Origin of the sequence: Neisseria yangbaofengii, from assembly GCF_014898075.1 — a bacterium.
GTDB lineage: Bacteria > Pseudomonadota > Gammaproteobacteria > Burkholderiales > Neisseriaceae > Neisseria > Neisseria yangbaofengii.
The window spans coordinates 711,858-731,003 of record NZ_CP062976.1 but is presented as its reverse complement, the minus strand read 5'-3'; the positions used below and the strand labels follow the sequence as shown (position 1 = coordinate 731,003).

Annotated in this window: 15 protein-coding genes; 12 read left to right on the top strand and 3 right to left on the bottom strand. The window is 54.6% G+C overall.

What is annotated here, in order from left to right:
- Positions 1 to 127 precede the first annotated feature (127 nt).
- The 5 genes from H4O27_RS03595 (at position 128) to H4O27_RS03575 (ending at position 8,401) form a co-directional block, all read left to right on the top strand.
- A complete protein-coding gene (locus H4O27_RS03595; RefSeq protein WP_165009584.1) occupies positions 128 to 2,002 on the top strand; it encodes a bifunctional sugar phosphate isomerase/epimerase/4-hydroxyphenylpyruvate dioxygenase family protein in 1,875 nt (624 codons plus the stop codon).
- A gap of 203 nt (positions 2,003 to 2,205) precedes the next feature.
- Positions 2,206 to 2,970 carry an ABC transporter ATP-binding protein gene (locus H4O27_RS03590; RefSeq protein WP_165009586.1) on the top strand — a complete coding sequence of 255 codons (765 nt, stop codon included), beginning with the start codon at positions 2,206 to 2,208 and terminating at the stop codon, positions 2,968 to 2,970.
- Positions 2,971 to 2,997: 27 nt separating this feature from the next.
- The gene (locus H4O27_RS03585) at positions 2,998 to 3,975 is read left to right on the top strand and encodes an ABC transporter substrate-binding protein (protein WP_226883422.1); all 978 of its coding nucleotides are present in this window, start codon (positions 2,998 to 3,000) and stop codon (positions 3,973 to 3,975) included.
- On the top strand, positions 3,969 to 5,927 hold the full coding sequence (fhuB, locus tag H4O27_RS03580; RefSeq protein ID WP_165009588.1) for a Fe(3+)-hydroxamate ABC transporter permease FhuB: 1,959 nt from the start codon (positions 3,969 to 3,971) through the stop codon (positions 5,925 to 5,927). Before H4O27_RS03585 ends, fhuB begins: the two co-directional genes overlap by 7 nt.
- Before the next feature lie 368 nt (positions 5,928 to 6,295).
- Entirely contained in the window at positions 6,296 to 8,401 is a 2,106-nt protein-coding gene (locus H4O27_RS03575) for a TonB-dependent siderophore receptor (RefSeq protein ID WP_165009590.1), read from the top strand.
- Positions 8,402 to 8,511: 110 nt separating this feature from the next.
- Here H4O27_RS03575 and H4O27_RS03570 read toward each other — a convergent pair whose 3' ends face one another.
- Both H4O27_RS03570 and H4O27_RS03565 read right to left on the bottom strand, forming a co-directional pair.
- Entirely contained in the window at positions 8,512 to 9,330 is an 819-nt protein-coding gene (locus H4O27_RS03570; protein WP_165009592.1) for a sugar phosphate isomerase/epimerase family protein, read from the bottom strand.
- A gap of 66 nt (positions 9,331 to 9,396) precedes the next feature.
- Positions 9,397 to 11,208, bottom strand: a complete 1,812-nt coding sequence (locus H4O27_RS03565; RefSeq protein WP_206224760.1) for an FAD-dependent oxidoreductase — start codon at positions 11,206 to 11,208, stop codon at positions 9,397 to 9,399.
- A 273-nt stretch (positions 11,209 to 11,481) separates the two neighbouring features.
- On the opposite strand from H4O27_RS03565, the gene H4O27_RS03560 reads away from it, so the two are divergent.
- A complete protein-coding gene (locus H4O27_RS03560) occupies positions 11,482 to 12,813 on the top strand; it encodes an MFS transporter (RefSeq protein ID WP_165009594.1) in 1,332 nt (443 codons plus the stop codon).
- Positions 12,814 to 13,161: 348 nt separating this feature from the next.
- Here the strand turns inward: H4O27_RS03560 and H4O27_RS13565 are convergent, their stop codons facing one another.
- The gene (locus H4O27_RS13565) at positions 13,162 to 13,431 is read right to left on the bottom strand and encodes a class IIb bacteriocin, lactobin A/cerein 7B family (protein ID WP_165009595.1); all 270 of its coding nucleotides are present in this window, start codon (positions 13,429 to 13,431) and stop codon (positions 13,162 to 13,164) included.
- A 260-nt stretch (positions 13,432 to 13,691) separates the two neighbouring features.
- On the opposite strand from H4O27_RS13565, the gene H4O27_RS03550 reads away from it, so the two are divergent.
- The 6 genes from H4O27_RS03550 (at position 13,692) to H4O27_RS03525 (ending at position 19,112) form a co-directional block, all read left to right on the top strand.
- Positions 13,692 to 14,723: an amidohydrolase family protein gene (locus H4O27_RS03550; protein ID WP_165009597.1), complete on the top strand. Its 1,032-nt coding sequence runs from the start codon at positions 13,692 to 13,694 to the stop codon at positions 14,721 to 14,723.
- Between the two features lie 2 nt (positions 14,724 to 14,725).
- Entirely contained in the window at positions 14,726 to 15,424 is a 699-nt protein-coding gene (gene ligK / locus H4O27_RS03545) for a 4-carboxy-4-hydroxy-2-oxoadipate aldolase/oxaloacetate decarboxylase (RefSeq protein ID WP_165009599.1), read from the top strand.
- 167 nt (positions 15,425 to 15,591) lie between these two features.
- Complete coding sequence (gene pobA / locus H4O27_RS03540) at positions 15,592 to 16,761, top strand: 4-hydroxybenzoate 3-monooxygenase (protein WP_165009601.1); 1,170 nt, start codon at positions 15,592 to 15,594, stop codon at positions 16,759 to 16,761.
- Between the two features lie 50 nt (positions 16,762 to 16,811).
- The gene (locus tag H4O27_RS03535; RefSeq protein WP_165009603.1) at positions 16,812 to 17,735 is read left to right on the top strand and encodes an amidohydrolase family protein; all 924 of its coding nucleotides are present in this window, start codon (positions 16,812 to 16,814) and stop codon (positions 17,733 to 17,735) included.
- Between the two features lie 106 nt (positions 17,736 to 17,841).
- The gene (gene ligA, locus H4O27_RS03530; protein WP_165009605.1) at positions 17,842 to 18,237 is read left to right on the top strand and encodes a protocatechuate 4,5-dioxygenase subunit alpha; all 396 of its coding nucleotides are present in this window, start codon (positions 17,842 to 17,844) and stop codon (positions 18,235 to 18,237) included.
- Between the two features lie 20 nt (positions 18,238 to 18,257).
- On the top strand, positions 18,258 to 19,112 hold the full coding sequence (locus tag H4O27_RS03525) for a class III extradiol dioxygenase subunit beta (RefSeq protein WP_165009607.1): 855 nt from the start codon (positions 18,258 to 18,260) through the stop codon (positions 19,110 to 19,112).
- Positions 19,113 to 19,146: the final 34 nt, after the last annotated feature.

The following is a 19,146-nucleotide window of genomic DNA, read 5'->3' as shown; positions in this document are numbered from 1 at the left end:
AGCCGTTAAAATAGGCCGTCTGAAACCGGATTTTCAGACGGCCTTTCAACAAGATTCGACCCAAGCGGCAAAACCGGCATATTTCCCCAATCACCCGCGCCGCCCATGCGGCCAACGGAGCCACATCATGAAACACTGTATCGCCACCGTATCTTTAAGCGGCACCCTGCCCGAAAAGCTGCAAGCCATTGCCGCCGTCGGCTTTGAAGGCGTGGAAATTTTTGAAAACGATTTGCTGTATTTCAACGGCCCGCCTGCCGACATCCGCAAAATGTGCGAAGACCTGAATCTTGAAATCATGCTGTTTCAGCCGTTTCGCGATTTTGAAGGCGGAGCGCGCGACAAATTGGCGCAGCAGCTCAACCGCGCCGAACGCAAATTCGAATTGATGGCCGAACTCGGTACCGACCGCCTGCTCGTATGCAGCAATGTCTTGCCCGACACCGGCACCGACGATGCCCTGATCGCCGATGATTTGCACAAGCTGGCCGAAATCGCTGCGAAACACAATATGCAAGTCGGCTACGAAGCCTTGGCTTGGGGCAAACACGTTTTCTCTTACCGCCACGCTTGGGATTTGGTGAAACAAGTCGATCACCCTAATTTGGGCATTATTCTCGACAGCTTCCACACCCTTTCCATCAATGATGATTTAAGCCGTCTGAACGAAATTCTGCCGGAAAAAATCGTGTTCCTGCAATTGGCCGATGCGCCGCTGATGAAAATGGATGTGCTCGAATGGAGCCGCCATTACCGCAATTTCCCCGGCCAAGGCGATTTGGACGTGGCCGCATTTCTCACGCCGATCATTGCCAACGGCTACACCGGCCCGTTGTCGCTGGAAGTGTTCAACGACAAATTCCGCGCCGCGCCGGGCGTATCGACCGCATCCGATGCCATCCGCTCGCTGCTGTATTTGGAAGAGCAAGCCGCAGGCCGTCTGAAACAGCAAAACCTGACCGTTTCCGCCGAATTGTTCACCCCGCCCGCCGCGCCCGAATTTCAAGACACCGATTTCGTCGAATTTGCCGTCAATGATGCCGGCGCCCAGCGTTTGGACAATATCCTGCGCCAATTCGGCTTCCAAAAAACCGGCCTGCACAAAAGCAAAAACGTTTCGCTCTACCAACACGGCGGCGTGAACCTGATTCTCAACGCCGAGCCGGATTCTTTGGCCGATGCCTTTTTCAACGTACACGGCACATCGGTCTGCGCGGCTGCGTATAAAGTCAGCGATGCCGAAGCCATGTATCGGCGCGCCATCGAATACGGCAATATTTTCTACCAAGGCAAAGTCGGCCCGAACGAGCGCCATGTCCACGCCATCCGCTCGCCCAATGGCGGTTTGCAGTATTTTGTCGACAGCGACATTTACAGCATCGATTTCCACAAAACCAAATTCCAAGGCGAACCGAAACTCAGCCGCATCGACCACACCGCTTATGGTGTGCCCAACGACATGATGGATCGCTGGACGCTGCATTTCGCCGCATTATTCGGATTCGACATTGAAAACGACTTAACCCTGCCCGACCCTTACGGCCTGATGAAAAGCCGTGTGTTGCGCAGCCCAAACGGCCAAATCCGTCTGCCGTTGAACATTTCCGACAACCAAAACACTTTGGTATCGCGTTCGATGGCCAACTACAAAGGTGCCGGTCTGCAACACATTGCCTTTGCCAGCGACGATATTTTTGAAACCGTGGCCTTCCTGCGCCAAAACGGCGCCAACCTGCTCGATATCCCGCAAAACTATTACGACGATTTGCAGGCACGATTCGGTTTGGCCGACGATTTCCTCGACCGCCTGCGCGAACATCATTTGCTCTATGATGCCGACGGCAACGGCGGCGAATTCCTGCATGCTTATTCGCAATTGATCGAAAACCGCTTTTTCTTTGAAATATGCGAACGCCGCGGCGGCTACGACCAATACGGCGCCGCCAATGCTCCCGTACGCCTGGTGGCGCAGGATTTGTATTGGAAACGGCAGCGGGAATAAGCAGCCGGTTTTGCATCAGGCGTAACTTTGAAGCCGCCTGCAAAAAAAGTACCGTTTTGTCCGGCCGCATCAAAAGGCCGTCTGAAAATGCCCGTACATTTTCAGACGGCCTTTTATTTGCCCCAACAAACAAGAATTATTATAATTTGCACAGCACAGCCGATAACGGCTGCTTTTCAGCCGCTCCTACAGGAAACCCATCCGTGTTCCAAATCCGCAATGCCGCATTCAGCGTACCCGGCCGCAAATTGCTGTCCGGCATCAATCTGAATTTCGAAACCGACAAAGTATACGGCCTCATCGGCCACAACGGTTCGGGCAAATCCACCCTGCTCAAACTCCTGACCCGCCAACACCGTCCCGACGCAGGCGAAATCCTGCTGGACGGTCGGCCGCTGTCCGCCTACTCCGCCCGCGACTATGCCAAACAGGTTGCCTACCTGCCGCAGCATTTGCCGCAATCCACATCCCTCACCGCCCGAGAACTGGTTGAAATGGGGCGTTACGCCTGGACCGGCCTGCTCGGATGCAACGGCGAACAAGGCCGCGCGGCGGTGGAAGAAGCCTTCCGGCTGACCCACACCGAACGGTTTTCAGACGGCCTGATCGACGTATTGTCTGGCGGCGAACGCTCGCGCGTCTGGCTGGCCATGTGTCTGGCGCAACAAAGCCGCTACCTGCTGCTCGACGAACCGCTGGCCGCACTCGACATCGCCCATCAAATCGACGTGATGGAACTGGTTCGCAAACTGTCGCGCAGCCTGCATTTGGGCATCATCATTGTCATCCACGACATCAATCTGGCGGCACAATACTGCGACGAACTGATTGCCCTGAAACAGGGCAGGCTGCTGAAAACCGGCAGGCCGTCTGAAATCATGACCGCCGAGGTATTGAAAGACATTTACAGCGTGGACATGAACATCATCGCCCACCCCGCAAGCGGCCGCCCTGTCGCTCTGCCCTGAAACCCGTTTCTTACCGGCAACCGCCCGATGTTTCCTCCAACCGTTTTCAGGCCGTCTGAAAACCGCCGCCACCGTGCAGCCTATTTTTTCAGACGGCCTTTCCCGATGATTTTTATGATCCGAACCCTTTTTTCAGACGGCCTCAAAACCCTGCTGTCCGCCGCCTTGCTGTTTGCTGTGCCCGGCACTCACGCTGCGCCCCGCGTGGCCACTTCCGACTGGACCGTCGCCGAAACGCTGACCGCCATGAAACGTCCGCCCGTATCGGTTGCCGACCGCCGCGTGTACGACATCTGGGTCAACCATCCGCCGCTGCCTTCCTCCGTGCGCGAAGCCGGTCTGCGTTTCCAGCCCAACATCGAACGCCTCCACCAAATCAAACCCGATTTCTTCGTGCAATCACCGTGGTACGCCTCAGCCAAGCCGCAGTTCGAAAAAATCGCTCCCGTGTACGAAATCGATTTTGCCGCCCCCGAAGGCATCAACTACGCCCACACGCTGGCGGCAACGCGCAAACTGGCGGCATTGACCGACAGCACGGCGGCGGCTGAAAAGCTGATTGCCGACACCGAACACACGTTTGCCCAAGCCCGTCGGCAACTGGCGGCGTTCAAGCACCGGCCGCTGGCAGTCGTGCAGTTCACCGACGGCCGCCACCTGCGCATCTACGGCAAAACCTCGATGTTTCAGGCCGTGATGGACAAAGTCGGCATGAAAAATGCTTGGACGGGCGAGTCGGGGCAATGGGGCTTTGCCAATATCGGCATCGCGGAACTGGCCAAACTGCCGTCTGAAACCGTTTTGCTGATTGTCAAACCGCATCCGCAAAACACGCGCCGTACATTGGAAAAAAGCGCGTTGTGGCAACGCCTGCCGTTTGCCGAACCGCGCCACCGCCGCATTCTGCCACCGGTGTGGAGTTACGGCGCGTTACCCTCGATGCGGCTGTTTGCCGAGCAGCTGATGACGCAACTGCCGTCTGAAAAGGAAGAACAGCCATGGTAAACCCTTTTTTCAGACGGCCTTCCCTCTGGTTCATTCTGCCCGCCTTGCTGTGTCTGGCCGGTTCGCTGTGGATTTTGCGGCTGCAATGGCATCTGCCGCCCGCGCAACTCTTCGCCGCCGCCGACAGCCTGCCGCTCGACGCGCTGGCCGTGCAGCAGAACACCTTGCCGCGCATGGCGATGGCTCTGCTTGCCGGCGGCAGTACCGCAGCGGCCGCCACGCTGATGCAGCAGGTGATGCGCAATCCGCTGGCGGCCGACAGCACACTGGCCGTGGGCAGCGGCGCACAGGCGGCATTGGTGTTGGCGACCGTTTTCGCCCCTGCCCTGCTGCTTCACGGCACGCCGCTGATTGCGCTGGCCGGTTCGTTGGCGGCATTGGCTGCGGTGTTTTTTCTGTCTGCCCGACGGGATTTGGTGCCGCTGACCGTAATTTTGTCGGGACTGGTGGTCAGCCTCTATCTCGGCGCGGTAACCGGCATCCTGATGCTGTTTTTCAGCGAAGAAACGCGCGGCGTGATGCAGTGGGGCGCAGGTTCGCTGATGCAGGACAGTTGGCACGATACGCTGCATATGCTGTGGCTCACCGCGGCAGCAGCCGTACTGTGCCTGCTGCTGCTCAAACCCTTGTCCGTGATGGGTTTGGGCGATACGCAGGCCGAGGCTCTGGGCATTCCGGTTAAAAAAGTACGCCTTGCCGCGCTTGCGCTGGCCGCTTTTCTGAGCGCGAACGTGGTGGCTTATGTCGGCATGATGGGCTTTACCGGACTGGCTGCCGCCGCTGCCGTGCGTCAGGCCGGTATCCGTACCCTGCGGGCGCGTTTGGCCGCATCGTTTGTTTTCGGCGGCCTGTTGCTGCTGTTTACCGACAACGCACTGGTGCTGCTGAAACACTATACCGCCGCCGATCTGCCCGCCGGTTCGGTTACTGCGCTGATTGGCGCCCCCCTGTTGCTGTGGCTGATGGCAAAAGCGCCGTCCCGCCCCGTTCAGACGGCCTCGGGACACCTTACCGCCACACTCTGCGCATCGCCGCTGCTCCGCCTGCTGCCGCTGCTGTCGGCCGCCGTATTGCTGTTCGCACTCTTTGCCGGACGCGACGACAACGGTTTCACCTTCGACAGCGTGTTCTTCACGTTCCGCTACCCGCGCGTACTGCTGGCGGCCGCCACCGGCTGCATTCTCGCGCTGGTCGGCGTGCTGTTGCAGCGGCTCACGCAAAATCCGATGGCAGGCCCTGAATTGCTCGGCATCAGCTCGAGCACTGCGCTCGGCGCGATGGCGGCCATGCTGTTGTTCGGCATCGCTTCGGGCAGCCTCGGCTTTTGGTTGGCAGGCGTGCTTTCCGCGCTGCTGTCGCTCGGTGTTTTGATGTTTCTCAACCGGAAAAACGGTTTGCAGCCGGAAAAGGTGCTGCTCACAGGCATGGCATTGGCAGCCCTCTCCGATGCGGTTATCCGCATTTGGACGGCCAGCGGAGACTTCCGCATACAGCAGCTGCTGATCTGGATGTCGGGTTCCACCTATCAGGCCACTCCACAATCTGCCCTAAGCGTCAGCGCATTCGCCCTGCTGCTCACCGCCGCCACCCTGCCGCTGCACCGCTGGCTCGGTTTGCTGTCGCTCGACCACACCGTCGCCCAAGCTGCGGGCGTAAACGTGGCACGCGCACGAACCGCCTTAATCCTGCTCAGTGCCGTGCTGACCGCTTCTGCCACCCTGCTCATCGGCCCGCTCAGCTTCATCGGCCTGCTCGCTCCGCATCTGGCGTTTTTAATGGGCGCACGCCGGCCCAAACAGCAACTGCTTGCCGCGGCCCTCATCGGAGCTGCCGTGATGACTGCCGCCGACTGGCTCGGCCGCCAAATGCTCTACCCCTACGAAATTCCCGCCGGTCTGACCGCCACCCTCATTGGCGGCGCATACTTTATGGCCGTGATGCGCAAAATGTAATCCGCCTGATTTTCAGACGGCCTTACCGCCAATCAGGCCGGGACCTTTGTAAAACTCAGGTCAAACCTGAAAACAGGTTTACGTCATTCCCCGGCAGGCGGGAATGACAGGCATAAATTTTTTGGTTTAAGTTAAGTTTTATATATAAATATATAAAGGTCTCAGGCCGTCTGAAAACCTGTTTTACCGTTTTCGGACGGTTCTCCAATCACACCCGTTTCCCTATTGAGTTGTGGCCAATTCTTCAATATATCGTTCTCAAATAACATAAATTGCGTATGAAGCACGGACTTTGCTATAATCCGCCGACCAGTTATTTGATAATTATTACAAATAACATTTCTCTTAATTTTTCTTTCAGGAAAATCATGGAAAACAAAATCTTTACCCGCAGCCTGCTGGCTGCCGCAATTATCGGCGCATACAGCCACGGTTTTGCCGCCGACGAAGCGGCTCCCGCTGCGGAACAGGTCGAACTGGATACCGTACGGGTTGTCGGCTCCATCAACAAACTGTCGGGCGTTCCCTTCCGCCAAGCCAAGTCTGCCGTTGACATTTCCGCCGATACTCTGCGCGAAGAAGGCGTGGAAAAAGCCGACGAACTCGGCCGCTATCAAGCCGGTTTTACCAACCAGCCCTACGGTTCGGACACCAACACCAACTGGTTCCGCATCCGCGGCGCAGAAGCCAGCCAATCGGTTGACGGCGCACCGATGACCGAATACGGCTTCTTTACCCCCCACATCGATATCTTCGGCCTTGAAGCAGTCGAAGTTACCAAAGGTGCCGATGCCCTTACCTACGGCGCGTCGAACGCAGGCGGATTGGTCAACTACATCAGCAAACGCCCCCACGAGTCACAAGTCGGCCACGGTGAAATCAAAGCCCATGTCGGCACCGGCAACCAACGCGGCATCGCCGCCGACTACACCGGCAAACTCGGCGGCCACCAAGCCCCACGCTACCGTTTGGTCGGTTCATACAAACGTGCCGACGGCGATTGGCAGCGCACCTACAACGAAAGCTACTACTTCGCGCCCTCGCTAGCCTTCGATTTCAGCGACCGCACCCGTCTGACCCTGCTCGCCAGCATCCAAAAAGACCAAGGAACGCCCAGCTCGAACTTCCTGCCCCAAAGCGGCACGCTCGTTCCCACCGGCCTAGGCACTATTCCGCGCAGCAACAACTTGGGCGACCCATCACAGGACAAAGAAGAAAATAATTCCAAATCAATCGGTTATGAATTCAGCCATGATTTCAGCAAAGGCATGACATTCAGCCAAAACTACCGTTATCAAAACGTCCGCAACCACCATCGCGGCACCTACATCTACCCGAACGTTTACGGCGCATCCGGCATTACCACATTGAGCGCGGCCAACAATTACTCGCTGTATCGCGGCGTGGTTTTCAACGACGGCACGGCCAAAAGCCACAGCATCGACAACCGTTTCAGCTGGCGTTTTAAAAACGATGCCATCGACAACACCCTGCTGGCAGGCATCGACTACCGTCAGCAAAAAATCGAAGGCTTCTACGACCTGTTCGGCGGCGCAAGCAGCGTAAACGTGTACCGTCCGGCAGACTCCTATGGCCAAGCGCAAACCAACCCGCACACCCCGATCGGCATCAAATCACGACAGCTCGGCCTGTACCTGCAAGACAGCATGAAACTGTTTAATACCGTCGGCATCACGCTGGGGCTGCGTCACGACAAAGCACGCGGCGAAGAAACCCTCGGCGGCAATACCGTCAAAGCCAACAACACCGCCTACTCCGGCTCGCTGATGTACTACGCCCCCTACGGCCTGAATCCTTATCTGGCCTACAAAGAAGCATTTATCCTGCCGACCGGCATCAGCGGCAACGGCACGCAATACAAATCCAGCACCACCGAACAATACGAAATCGGTGTGAAATACATTCCTTCCCTGATAGACGGCTCCGCATCTCTGGCTCTGTTCAAAGCACGCGACAAAGGCGCGCTGGTTTCCAACAACACCGGAGCCACCGTCAATAGCGACGAACCGATTAAACGCAAAGGCATAGAGCTGCAAGCCGAAGCCAACCTGACCGACAACCTGAGCGGCCAGTTCGCCTACGCCTACCTGAGCAGCATAACCGATCCCGCCCAAGGCTCCGCCTACCGCATGCCCCTGATGCCGAAACACACCGCCTCCCTGCGCGGCATATACAGCTTCACCGGCGGCAAACTCGACGGCCTGTCGCTCGGTGCAGGCGTACGCTACGTCGGCACCAGCTACACTTCCAAAGACTACTCGCTGGTATCCAACGGCAAAGTACCGTCTTCCACCGTATTCGACCTGTTTGCCCGCTACCGTTTCGCCAAAAACTGGGAAGCACAGCTCAACATCGACAACGTAAGCGACCGCAAATACATCGCTGCCTGCGACAACTACTGCTACTACGGCCAAAGCCGCAGCATTCTCGGTTCGCTCAGTTTCAAATTCTAAGCCGTAAAAACAAACAGGCCGTCTGAACACGCCTGTATGTTTTGATTGCACATCTTAAAAGGCCGTCTGAAAAATATTTTTCAGACGGCCTTTCCTGTTGATGCCAATCCCTATTTGCGCAATACCGCTGCCTGCGCCAGCACGTTTTCCGCCGCCGTTTTCAAATGGCGCAGATAGCCTTCCAAGCCCAATTCGGCAAATTTCGGATTCGGCACTTCAATGCTTACCGGCATGTCTTCCGGCAACAAAGCCACGCATTCGACCAGTTTGAAATCGCCTTCGCCCGGCACGCCACGTTTGGCACGCGATTCTTCAATCAAGCCTTCGCGTGTATCCGCACGCTCGGCCAGCACGCCGTCGCACAATTGAATCATATTGGCCAAATACGGCAAGGCAGGAATGATGTGTTCCGGCTCGCCGAATGCGCGGTGAAAATGCAGCGTATCGAACAATACCCGACAGCCGGTCTGCCCGGCCACATCCACCGCTTCGGTTAAGAGTTTGACCGTTTGATAAGAAATCGGCTCTAAGGTAATGATGATGTCGGATTTTTCGGCATCTCCGACCAAGCGCCCCATCACATCAGTGGCGCGTGCCAAATCAGGATCGGTGATGGTGGTGGTCAGGCTTTGCGCACCCAATTGCGCGGCAGCTTCCAGCATAGGCAGCCAAACATCGGGCGTGACGTGTTCATCGATGGCTAAAAATTCGGTATCGGCCACTTTCATGCCGGTGTCTTTCAAGGCCGCCAATACTTCTTTCATGCGCGGATTATGGTGCAACAGATTCAGGTCTTTTTCGGTGGCGGTCACCGGACGGGTGCGCAAGCCGATGAAATCGAAACCGGTTTTCGCCGCGGCTCGGATAAAATCCACCGGCTCGGTGCCCAATACGCTCAAAGGCGCCATACCGATTAGGCGTTTGTTCATTGTTTGCTCCTTTGTTGGGAAATGGTTGTCAGGCCGTCTGAAACCAGGTTTTCAGACGGCCTCATCTTAAAAACTGCCTTGATAATCTGCCGATGGGAAGCTGCTGCCGTCGTCCTCATAAGCGGTCACGCCGGCGATGTGGCGGGCAGCGGCATAACCGAATGTCAACGCGGGACCGATATTGATGCCGCCGCAAGGATAATTGCCGCCGAACACGGATTTCTGATCCAGACCCACAGCATACAAACCTTCCGCCACACTGCCGTCCGGACGCAACACACGCGACCACGCATCCACCGCGATACCGGCAAATGTGCCGAATGATCCAACCTGCACTTTCACCGCGTAATAAGGGCCTTTGCCCAAAGGTGCCAATGACGGATTGGGAAAACCGGTTGAGCTGTCGCCGCCGGAACGGTTAAACGGCGTGTCGCCGCGGCCGAAATCAACATCTTTCCCCGCTTTGGCCATTTGATTAAATTCAGCTACCGTGGTCATCAAGCCCACAGGATCAATACCGCACTTTTCCGCCAGTTGATCCAGAGTATCGGCCTCGGTAATGCATTTCAGGTAATCGGTGTAAATCTGCAGCGGAATCGGCCGCGGTTTGGCATAGCCGAACATATAGCTGCGCACGGCGCGTTTGTCGCCAATCAGCCACGATTCGACTTTTCCGCCTTCCGGCACGGCTTTGAGCATACCTGTCACATAGTCGTAATAACCGTTGGCTTCGTTGACAAAGCGTTTGCCGTTTTTCAATACGCCGATGATGCCCGGCTTGGCGCGGTCGGCAATGTGCGGGAACACGCCTTCGCTGCCGTCTTTGAATTTCACCAGCGAAACCGGACACCATGCCGCCGGTGAGCGCCCGGAATCGTCTAAATAACCGCCCGCGCTTTCGGCCAATGCCAATCCGGCACCGTCCGCTTCCGGCGGTGCAAGCGTCCAATGTTCTTCGCCGCTCGGGTTGCGCGGAAAATTTTTGCGCCGCCCGACATTGGCCGGATAGCCACCGGTGGCCAATATCACGCCCTTGGCCGCCGATACGCGCACCAAGCCTTGCGGTGTTTCGAGATAAGCGCCGGCAATTCGGCCGTTTTCATCTCCAATCAGTTCCTTGATGGCGGTATTCACTTCAATGCGCACGCCTTTTTCATCGGCAGCCTGCACCAGCTTGGCAATCAGCGCCAAGCCGTTTACCATCTGCATATTGCGTTTGTGTACGGCTTTGTCCCACACATGAATGGAAAACCGTTTGGCTGCGTGGAAAAAACTCCGCGGATTTTTCATGGCGTTGAGAAAATGCCCCAAATCCTCTCCCGCCATGATGCCCATACCCCAAAACGAAGTCATTTTGTATTGATCAGGCAGAATGTTCAGCAGATGTTTCGGCAGCGATTTGGCGTAAAACGGCGTCGCCGCCACCGAACGATGGCCGGTGCCGGCACCGGGCAGATTACCGTAAATATCACAAATTTTCTTGCCGGGCGTGAATTTCAGCGGCGTTTTGTGCTCGAAAAAGCCGACCATGTGCGGCACGTTTTCCAAAAACATTTCAATGCGCTCATGATCGTAATCCTGCCCGCCAATCACGGCTTTGAGATAGCTGCGGAAATCATCGCGCGGCTCGTTGACGCCGTCGGCCTTGGCAAAAGCGTTGCCCGGCGTCCAAGCCCAGCCGCCCGAACGCGCCGTTGCGCCGCCGCAAGTAGCGGCACGTTCGGCCACCAAGACAGCCAAACCATGATACGCGGCCGTCACCGCTGCCGACAATCCGCCCGCTCCGCTTCCGGCAATTAATACATCGCACTGCCAATCGGCAATGATCCGGCGTGCTGGCTGCTGCATGGTTTCCACCTCTGTAATCATGTGTAACATACTGCTATTTTAGTGAATTCATTCATATAAACCATATCATTTTGATTATAGCTCTTATGTTTTATCTATCCATTTTTGCTATAAACACTGCTTTGAAATAGCGGATTTACTTTCAGACGGCCTTTTAGTTATACATTTTTGTTATACCTCTTAGAAAGGTTACACACTTTAACTTAACAGCTTTATCTATAATAATGGAATTACAAAAACATACCTATAAATCATTAGGTTTCTAATGATTACAAGGTAACTCAATACCATTTGGAGAAACTCATGGAAACCACCGGCCGCACGGTTAATGTGCAAAACTTCTTAAATGAAAATAAATTTTCCGGTTATCAATGGATGATTTTTATCATCTGCCTGCTGATTGCCTTTTTTGACGGCATGGACACGGCGGCCATCGGCTATGTCGCACCGAGCCTTTTGGAAGAATGGGACATTGAAAAAAGCCGGTTGGCACCGGTATTGAGCGCGGCACTGTTCGGCTTGGCCATCGGCGCAATGACTTCCGGCCCCATGGCCGATAAATTCGGCCGTAAAATCGTCCTTACTGTTTTTGTTTTGATTTTTTCCGGCTTCTGCGTGGCCTCGGCTTTTGCCCAAGATTTGACGCAGATGACCATTTTGCGCTTCATTACCGGCCTGGGTCTGGGCGCGGCAATGCCCAATGCGGTGGCGATGCTGTCTGAATACTGCCCTGATCACAACCGCTCGTTAATCCTCAATACCATGTATTGCGGCTTCCCGGTGGGGGCGGCTGCGGGCGGTTTCTTTGCTTCGTTTATCATTCCGGAATACGGATGGCGCACGGCGATGCTGTGGTGCGGTTTACTGCCTTTGATTTTGGGCGTATTGATGATTTTCATCATGCCGCGTTCGGCTTCGTTTTTGGTGTCTAAAAAGCAACCTGCCGAGAAGGTGCGCAAAATCCTGCAACGCATTAATCCGAAAGCCGATTTGAGCAATGCCGTGTTTGTATTGCCTGAAAAAAATGCCGGACAGAAAACCGGTAACCCGATGGCGATGGTGTTGGGCGGCCACTTCCGCGCCGGTTCGATTTTGCTGTGGCTCTCTTACTTCAGCGGCCTGATTATTTTCTACGCCATGATCAACTGGATGCCGGTATTGTTTAAAGAAGCGGATATGCCGCCCGAACTGGGCCCGCGTATTTCCGGTCTGTTTGCCTTGGGCGGCTTGGGCGCGATTGCCAGCGGCTACTTGATGGACCGCTTCAACGGCAACCGATTGATTGCATTCCTGTCTTTCTTGACCGCGGTATCCGTGGCCTGTATCGGCTGGTCGCTGGGACAGGGCTTGGGTATGCTGATTGCGGTGGTGTTATTCGCCGGCGTGATGCAAAACACTGCGCAAACCTCCCTGCCTGCATTGGCTGCCAAATTCTATCCGACCGAATGCCGCGCTACCGGCGTATCTTGGATGTTGGGTATCGGCCGCTTCGGTGCGATTGCCGGCACTTTCCTCACCGGCCAGCTGATTGCTTGGAAACTGGATTTTGTAAGTATTTTCATGATTCTCGCCATTCCCTCATTAATTATGACCGTATGTCTGCTAATGAAGCAGAAAATCTACGGCAGCAGTTAAACCGTTTTCAGACGGCCTTTACCAACCTTCAGGCCGTCTGAAAACAGTTGCAATATTTTTGCGGAACTTTCGTTCCACCGTCGGTTATGAATGGGATTTATATGCCGTATCGTCCTGCTAAATAGATTAGGAGATAACAGATAAACGCAGAGCAATAAGCCAGTATGAGAAAAGTTTTCTGCTTACTTGTTTGGGGATTCTTTGCAAACCAAAGTGCAATGGTTGCGAACAACAGAATCAGATCCCCTGAGGCCGCCTTGTTGATTTTACTATTAAAGTACTGTAAAACCAGCCATCCTGCTATTAATAAGATATTCAGCAATGCCTTGATTTTAATAGAACTATACATTACCGGCCTTGACATGCAGCAACTCCGCGTACACTGCCTCCGGCCAATGCACCGTTAAACCCCCAAATAACCCCCAAGGGGCCTGCGGTTCCGCCCGCAACCGCGCCGCCCAATACATAAGTCCCTAGCGCGGTAGGTGAAAATTTGCTCCCACTGCTCTGCTGTTCTACCAAGTAGCCGGCTGCTCCGCCAGCAGCACTTACGACGGCACCGATAGGACCGAATCCACCTTGGATATTTTCTAAATCTTGGTCAGTTAAAACTTTCATTGTGATTCTCCTTAATGAAAAAGAATTGAAAAGGAAAAGGAATTTGAAAAAACTAATCTTAATTCCACAACAGGGGATAATGAAAAAGAAAAAAAGTTCTATTTAGATAAATTTTCAATAGAATAAGATTTTGTTTTTATTAAATATTTATCTCATTTGGCTTAAATTTAACCCAAGTTATCCTACCTTAAGAGGCAAATAACTTGTGTTTAACCCAGACGACCTGTTTACCCCATAAAAAATCATCAAGGAGCCCACCCATGAGCCTGATTATCGACTGCCACGGCCATTACACCACCGCCCCGCCTTCGCTCGAAGCATGGCGCAACAAACAAATCGCCGCCATCGGCAACCCTTCGCAAATGCCGAAAGCCGGCGAATTGAAAATCAGCGACGACGAATTGCGCGAAACCATCGAGAAAAACCAATTGCGCCTGATGAAAGAGCGCGGTGCCGGCATGACCCTGTTCTCACCGCGCGCCAGCTTTATGGCACACCACATCGGCGATTTTGAAGTGTCGTCCGTTTGGGCCGCGATTTGTAACGAATTGTGCTACCGCGTATCGCAACTCTTCCCCGACAATTTCGTGCCGGTAGCGATGTTGCCGCAAAGCCCGGGCGTGCCGATTGAAACCTGTATCGCCGAATTGGAACGATGCGTCAATGAATTCGGCAACGTCGGCATCAACCTGAATCCCGATCCATCGGGCGGCCATTGGACTTCCCCGCCGCTGACCGACAAATACTGGTATCCGATTTATGAAAAAATGGTCGAATACGACATTCCGGCCATGATTCACGTTTCCACTTCATGCAACAACTGTTTCCACACCACCGGTGCGCATTACCTGAATGCCGACACCACCGCATTCATGCAATTGCTGCAAGGCGATTTGTTTAAAGACTTCCCGACCCTGCGCTTCTTGATTCCGCACGGCGGCGGTGCGGTGCCTTACCACTGGGGCCGCTTCCGCGGCTTGGCGATGGTATTGAAAAAACCGGAATTGGAAGAGCATTTGTTGAACAACATCTTCTTCGACACCTGCGTGTACCACCAGCCGGGCATCGATTTACTGTTGGACGTGGTGCCGAACAAAAACATCTTGTTTGCATCCGAAATGATTGGCGCCGTACGCGACATCGATCCGCGCACCGGCTTCTACTTCGACGACACCAAACGCTACATCGAAGCGGCCAATATTTCCAACGACGACAAACACCAAATTTACGAAGGCAACGCGCGCCGCGTGTTCCCGCGCTTGGATGCCCGCCTGAAAGCGAAAGGACTGTAAACATGACCGACGTATATCTGAACCAATTGGGCGTGGTGAAACGCAACATCAAACGAGCCGAACCCGCCACCGTGGAAAAACTGTCGCGCTTCGGCAGCGCCACCATTCACGAAGCCATGGGCCGCATCGGCCTGATGAAACCTTACATGCGCCCGATTTATCCGAGCGCGAAAATCTGCGGTACCGCCGTAACCATTTTGCTGCAACCGGGCGACAACTGGATGATGCACGTTGCCGCCGAACAATTGCAACCGGGTGATGTCGCCGTTGCCGCCTGTACTTCCGACAATGCCGACGGCTTTTTCGGCGACCTGCTGGCCACTTCATTCAAAGCACAAGGCTGCAAAGGTTTGATTATCGACGGCGGCGTGCGCGACGTGGCGGATTTGACCGAAATGGAATTTCCGGTATTTTCCAAAGCCATCCACGCCAAAGGCACAATCAAAGCCACTTTGGGTTCGGTAAACGTGCCGGTCGTGTGCGCCGGTGCCTTGGTAAACCCGGGCGACGTGATTGTGGCCGACATCGACGGCGTGGTTGTGGTTCCGGCCGGGCGCGCAATGGAAATTGCCGATGCCGCAGAAAAACGCGAAGCCAATGAAGACGACAAACGCCAAATCTTCGCCAACGGCATCTTAGGCTTGGATTACTACAAAATGCGCGAAGGCTTGGAAAAAGCCGGTTTGAAGTATATCGACTAAGCCGCCAACGCATTCAGACGGCCTGAATAAAAACAGGCCGTCTGAAACACCGGCACACCTGCATTTTCATATCAAATATAAAAAAGCGGCCAAAGTACGCAACCTTTCCTAAGGCCGTCTGAACATACATTGAGATTTAGCGACTGAATCAAGATTAGGAGAAAACCATGAAAACCCAAGTTGCCATCATCGGCGCAGGCCCGTCGGGTTTGCTGCTCGGCCAATTGCTGTATCAAAACGGCATCGACAATGTGATTTTAGAGCGCAAAAGCGGCGAATATGTATTGAGCCGCATTCGTGCCGGCGTATTGGAACACACCACCGTGCGAGGTTTGGAAAAAGCCGGTGCTGCCGGGCGCATGCACAAAGAAGGCCTGGTGCATACCGGCGTGGAATTGTTGTTCAACGACCGGCATGTGCGCATCGATTTTGAAAAAGAAGTCGGCAAAAACGTGGTTGTGTACGGACAAACCGAAGTCACCCGCGACTTGATGGATGCCCGCGCAGCTACCGGCGGCGTGACCGTTTACGAAGCCGACAACGTGTCCCTGCACGGCATCGACACCGCCGCGCCTTATGTCACCTACACCAAAGACGGCGGAGAACACCGCTTGGATTGCGACTTCATCGCCGGTTGCGATGGTTTCCACGGCGTATCGCGCCAAAGCATTCCGGCCGATGTGTTGAAATCTTACGAACGCGTGTACCCATTCGGCTGGTTGGGCTTGTTATCCGACACGCCCCCTGTTTCCGACGAATTGATTTACGCCAAACACGACAACGGTTTCGTGTTGTGCAGCCAACGCTCGAACACCCGCAGCCGCTATTACCTGCAAGTGCCGCTGACCGACAAAGTAGAAGATTGGTCAGACGAGCGTTTCTGGACAGAATTGAAAAACCGCCTGCCGGCCGAAACCGCTGCCAAATTGGTGACCGGTTCGAGCTTGGAAAAAAGCATTGCCCCATTGCGCAGCTTCGTGAGCGAGCCTATGCGCTACAAATCTTTGTTTCTAGCAGGCGATGCCGCGCACATCGTGCCGCCGACCGGTGCCAAAGGCCTGAATCTGGCCGCGGGTGACGTGCAATGTTTGGCCGATGCCTTTGACGATTACTACCGCAATCAAAGCAACACAGGCATTGACGGCTACTCCGATCGCTGCTTGAAACGCGTGTGGGCGGCGGAGCGTTTCTCTTGGTACATGACCAAGCTGCTGCACACCTTCCCCGACAGCGACGATTTCGAACGGAAAATACAGGAAGCAGAGTTCAACCAATTGAATTTGACCGAAAACGCGGCCAAAACCTTGGCAGAAAACTACGTCGGCCTGCCTTACTAAAAGAAAAACGCCGTCTGAAATTTTCAGACAGCCTCATTTAGGAGAACTTCATGAGCACATTTGAAAAAACACCGGGCTGGTTGGATTTTTACCCTAATCCGTCCAAGCCCAAACTGCAATTGCCGCAAGGTGCAGTCGATGCCCACTGCCACGTGTTCGGCCCCGGCGACAAATTTCCCTACGCCCCCGAGCGCAAATACACTCCTTGCGATGCCGGCAAAGAAAAATTGTTTGCCTTGCGCGATTTGCTCGGCTTTGAGCGAAACGTGATTGTGCAGGCCACCTGCCACGGCACCGACAACCGCGCCTTAGTGGATGCACTCGAAACCGCCGGTAACAAAGCCCGCGGCGTAGCCACGGTGAAAGCCGATGTGACGGAAGAAGAATTGCGACGCTTACATGCAGCCGGTGTGCGCGGCGTGCGCTTCAACTTTGTGAAACGCTTGGTCGATACCGCACCGGTAGAAGCCTTGCGCGCCATTGCCGGCAAAATCGCACCTTTGGGCTGGCACATCGTGATTTATTTTGAAGCCGCCGATTTGGCCGAATACTACGATTTCTTCACGTCGCTGCCGACTACCGTGGTCGTTGACCACATGGGCCGCCCTGACGTTGCCCAACCTGCCCACGGCGGCGATTTTGAATTGTTTGTCAAACTCATGCGCGAAAACGGGAATTTCTGGAGCAAACTGTCTTGCCCGGAACGCCTGAGTAACACCGGCCCGAAAGCACTCGACGGCGAACAAAACGCCTACACCGACGTTGTACCGTTTGCCCGCCGCCTGATGCAGGAATTCCCCGACCGCGTCTTGTTCGGCACCGACTGGCCGCACCCGAACTTAAAAGACCACATGCCGGATGACGGTTTGCTGGTTGATTGGGTTGCACAAATCGCTCCGACCGAAGTCGAACGCCAAAAACTGTTGGTCGATAATCCGATGCGTTTATACTGGCCGGAAGAATATCAAGCTTAATCTCTTCAGACGGCCTCTTGTTACACCCGCCAAGCGGACGCGTTATATTCAAAAACACAAGAATATCGGCAGGCCGTCTGAAACATTTCACAAAGGAGACCATATCATGGCATTGGACAAGCCTTACAAAGACATTCCCGGCACCCTCATTTTCGATTCGGAACAGGCCGGCAAGGGATATCACCTCAACCAATTCTGCATGTCGCTGCGTTCTGCCGCCAACCGCGAGCGTTTCAAAGCCGACGAACGCGCCTATCTCGACGAATGGCCGATGAGCGAAGAGCAAAAGCAAGCCGTGATGGCGCGTGATTTGAACCGCTGCATGGAATTGGGCGGCAATATTTACGTGTTGGCCAAAATCGGCGCCACCGACGGCCTGACCTTCCAGCAAATGGCCGGCAGCATGACCGGCATGAGCGAAGAAGAATACCGCAACATGATGATCAACGGCGGCCGCAGCATCGAAGGCAACCGCTACTTACACGAACAAGAAAACCAATAACCCCAACCGGAGAGACCCGCATGGCTAAAATTACCGCAAGCGTTTACACTTCCCACATTCCGGCTGTCGGTGTGGCTTGGGATTTGAAAAAAACCGGCGAAGACTACTGGAAACCGGTATTCGCCGGCTACGAATACAGCAAAGAATGGCAAAAAGAAAATAATCCCGACGTGATTATTTTGGTGTATAACGACCACACCAACAATTTCGGTTTCGACCTGATTCCGACCTTCGCCTTGGGCATGAACGAAGAATTCCAACCCGCCGACGAAGGCTGGGGCCGCCGCCCTGTGCCGAATGTGCCGGGCGATCAAAATTTTGCTTCGCACTTGGCGCACTCGGTAATCGAGCAAGGTTTCGATTTGACTTTGTGCTACGAAATGGAAGTCGACCACGGCCTGACCGTGCCGCTGACCGTGATGTTCGGCGATATGGAAAAATGGCCGGTGAAAGTGATTCCGCTGCATGTGAATGTGGTGCAATATCCGGTACCGAGCGGCCAACGCTGCTACGATTTGGGCAAAGCCGTCAAAAAAGCCGTCGAAAGCTACGACGAAGATTTAAACGTCCACATCTGGGGCACCGGCGGCATGAGCCACCAACTGCAAGGCCCGCGCGCCGGCTTGATCAATAAAGAATGGGACAACCGGTTCTTAGACGATCTGATTGCCGACCCGAAAGAATTGGCGAAAAAACCGCATGTCGAATATGTGCGTGAAGCCGGTTCGGAAGGCATTGAATTAGTGATGTGGCTGATTGCCCGCGCCGCCATGTGCGACGAAGGCGAAGAGCCAATCGTGAAACACCGCTTCTATCATGTTCCGGCCTCGAATACCGCTGTCGGCCACCTGATTTTGGAAGCACCTAAGAAGTAATATCATGACAAGGCCGTCTGAATCTTTCAGACGG

Bases quoted from the DNA above. Each gene is read 5' to 3' on its own strand.
- ligK (WP_165009599.1), top strand. From the start codon at position 14,726: ATGACCGACGTATATCTGAACCAATTGGGCGTGGTGAAACGCAACATC.
- H4O27_RS03575 (WP_165009590.1), top strand. From the start codon at position 6,296: ATGGAAAACAAAATCTTTACCCGCAGCCTGCTGGCTGCCGCAATTATC.
- pobA (WP_165009601.1), top strand. From the start codon at position 15,592: ATGAAAACCCAAGTTGCCATCATCGGCGCAGGCCCGTCGGGTTTGCTG.
- fhuB (WP_165009588.1), top strand. From the start codon at position 3,969: ATGGTAAACCCTTTTTTCAGACGGCCTTCCCTCTGGTTCATTCTGCCC.
- H4O27_RS03535 (WP_165009603.1), top strand. From the start codon at position 16,812: ATGAGCACATTTGAAAAAACACCGGGCTGGTTGGATTTTTACCCTAAT.
- H4O27_RS03565 (WP_206224760.1), bottom strand. From the start codon at position 11,208: ATGTTACACATGATTACAGAGGTGGAAACCATGCAGCAGCCAGCACGC.
- H4O27_RS03595 (WP_165009584.1), top strand. From the start codon at position 128: ATGAAACACTGTATCGCCACCGTATCTTTAAGCGGCACCCTGCCCGAA.
- H4O27_RS13565 (WP_165009595.1), bottom strand. From the start codon at position 13,431: ATGAAAGTTTTAACTGACCAAGATTTAGAAAATATCCAAGGTGGATTC.
- H4O27_RS03585 (WP_226883422.1), top strand. From the start codon at position 2,998: ATGTTTCCTCCAACCGTTTTCAGGCCGTCTGAAAACCGCCGCCACCGT.
- H4O27_RS03525 (WP_165009607.1), top strand. From the start codon at position 18,258: ATGGCTAAAATTACCGCAAGCGTTTACACTTCCCACATTCCGGCTGTC.
- H4O27_RS03560 (WP_165009594.1), top strand. From the start codon at position 11,482: ATGGAAACCACCGGCCGCACGGTTAATGTGCAAAACTTCTTAAATGAA.
- ligA (WP_165009605.1), top strand. From the start codon at position 17,842: ATGGCATTGGACAAGCCTTACAAAGACATTCCCGGCACCCTCATTTTC.
- H4O27_RS03550 (WP_165009597.1), top strand. From the start codon at position 13,692: ATGAGCCTGATTATCGACTGCCACGGCCATTACACCACCGCCCCGCCT.
- H4O27_RS03570 (WP_165009592.1), bottom strand. From the start codon at position 9,330: ATGAACAAACGCCTAATCGGTATGGCGCCTTTGAGCGTATTGGGCACC.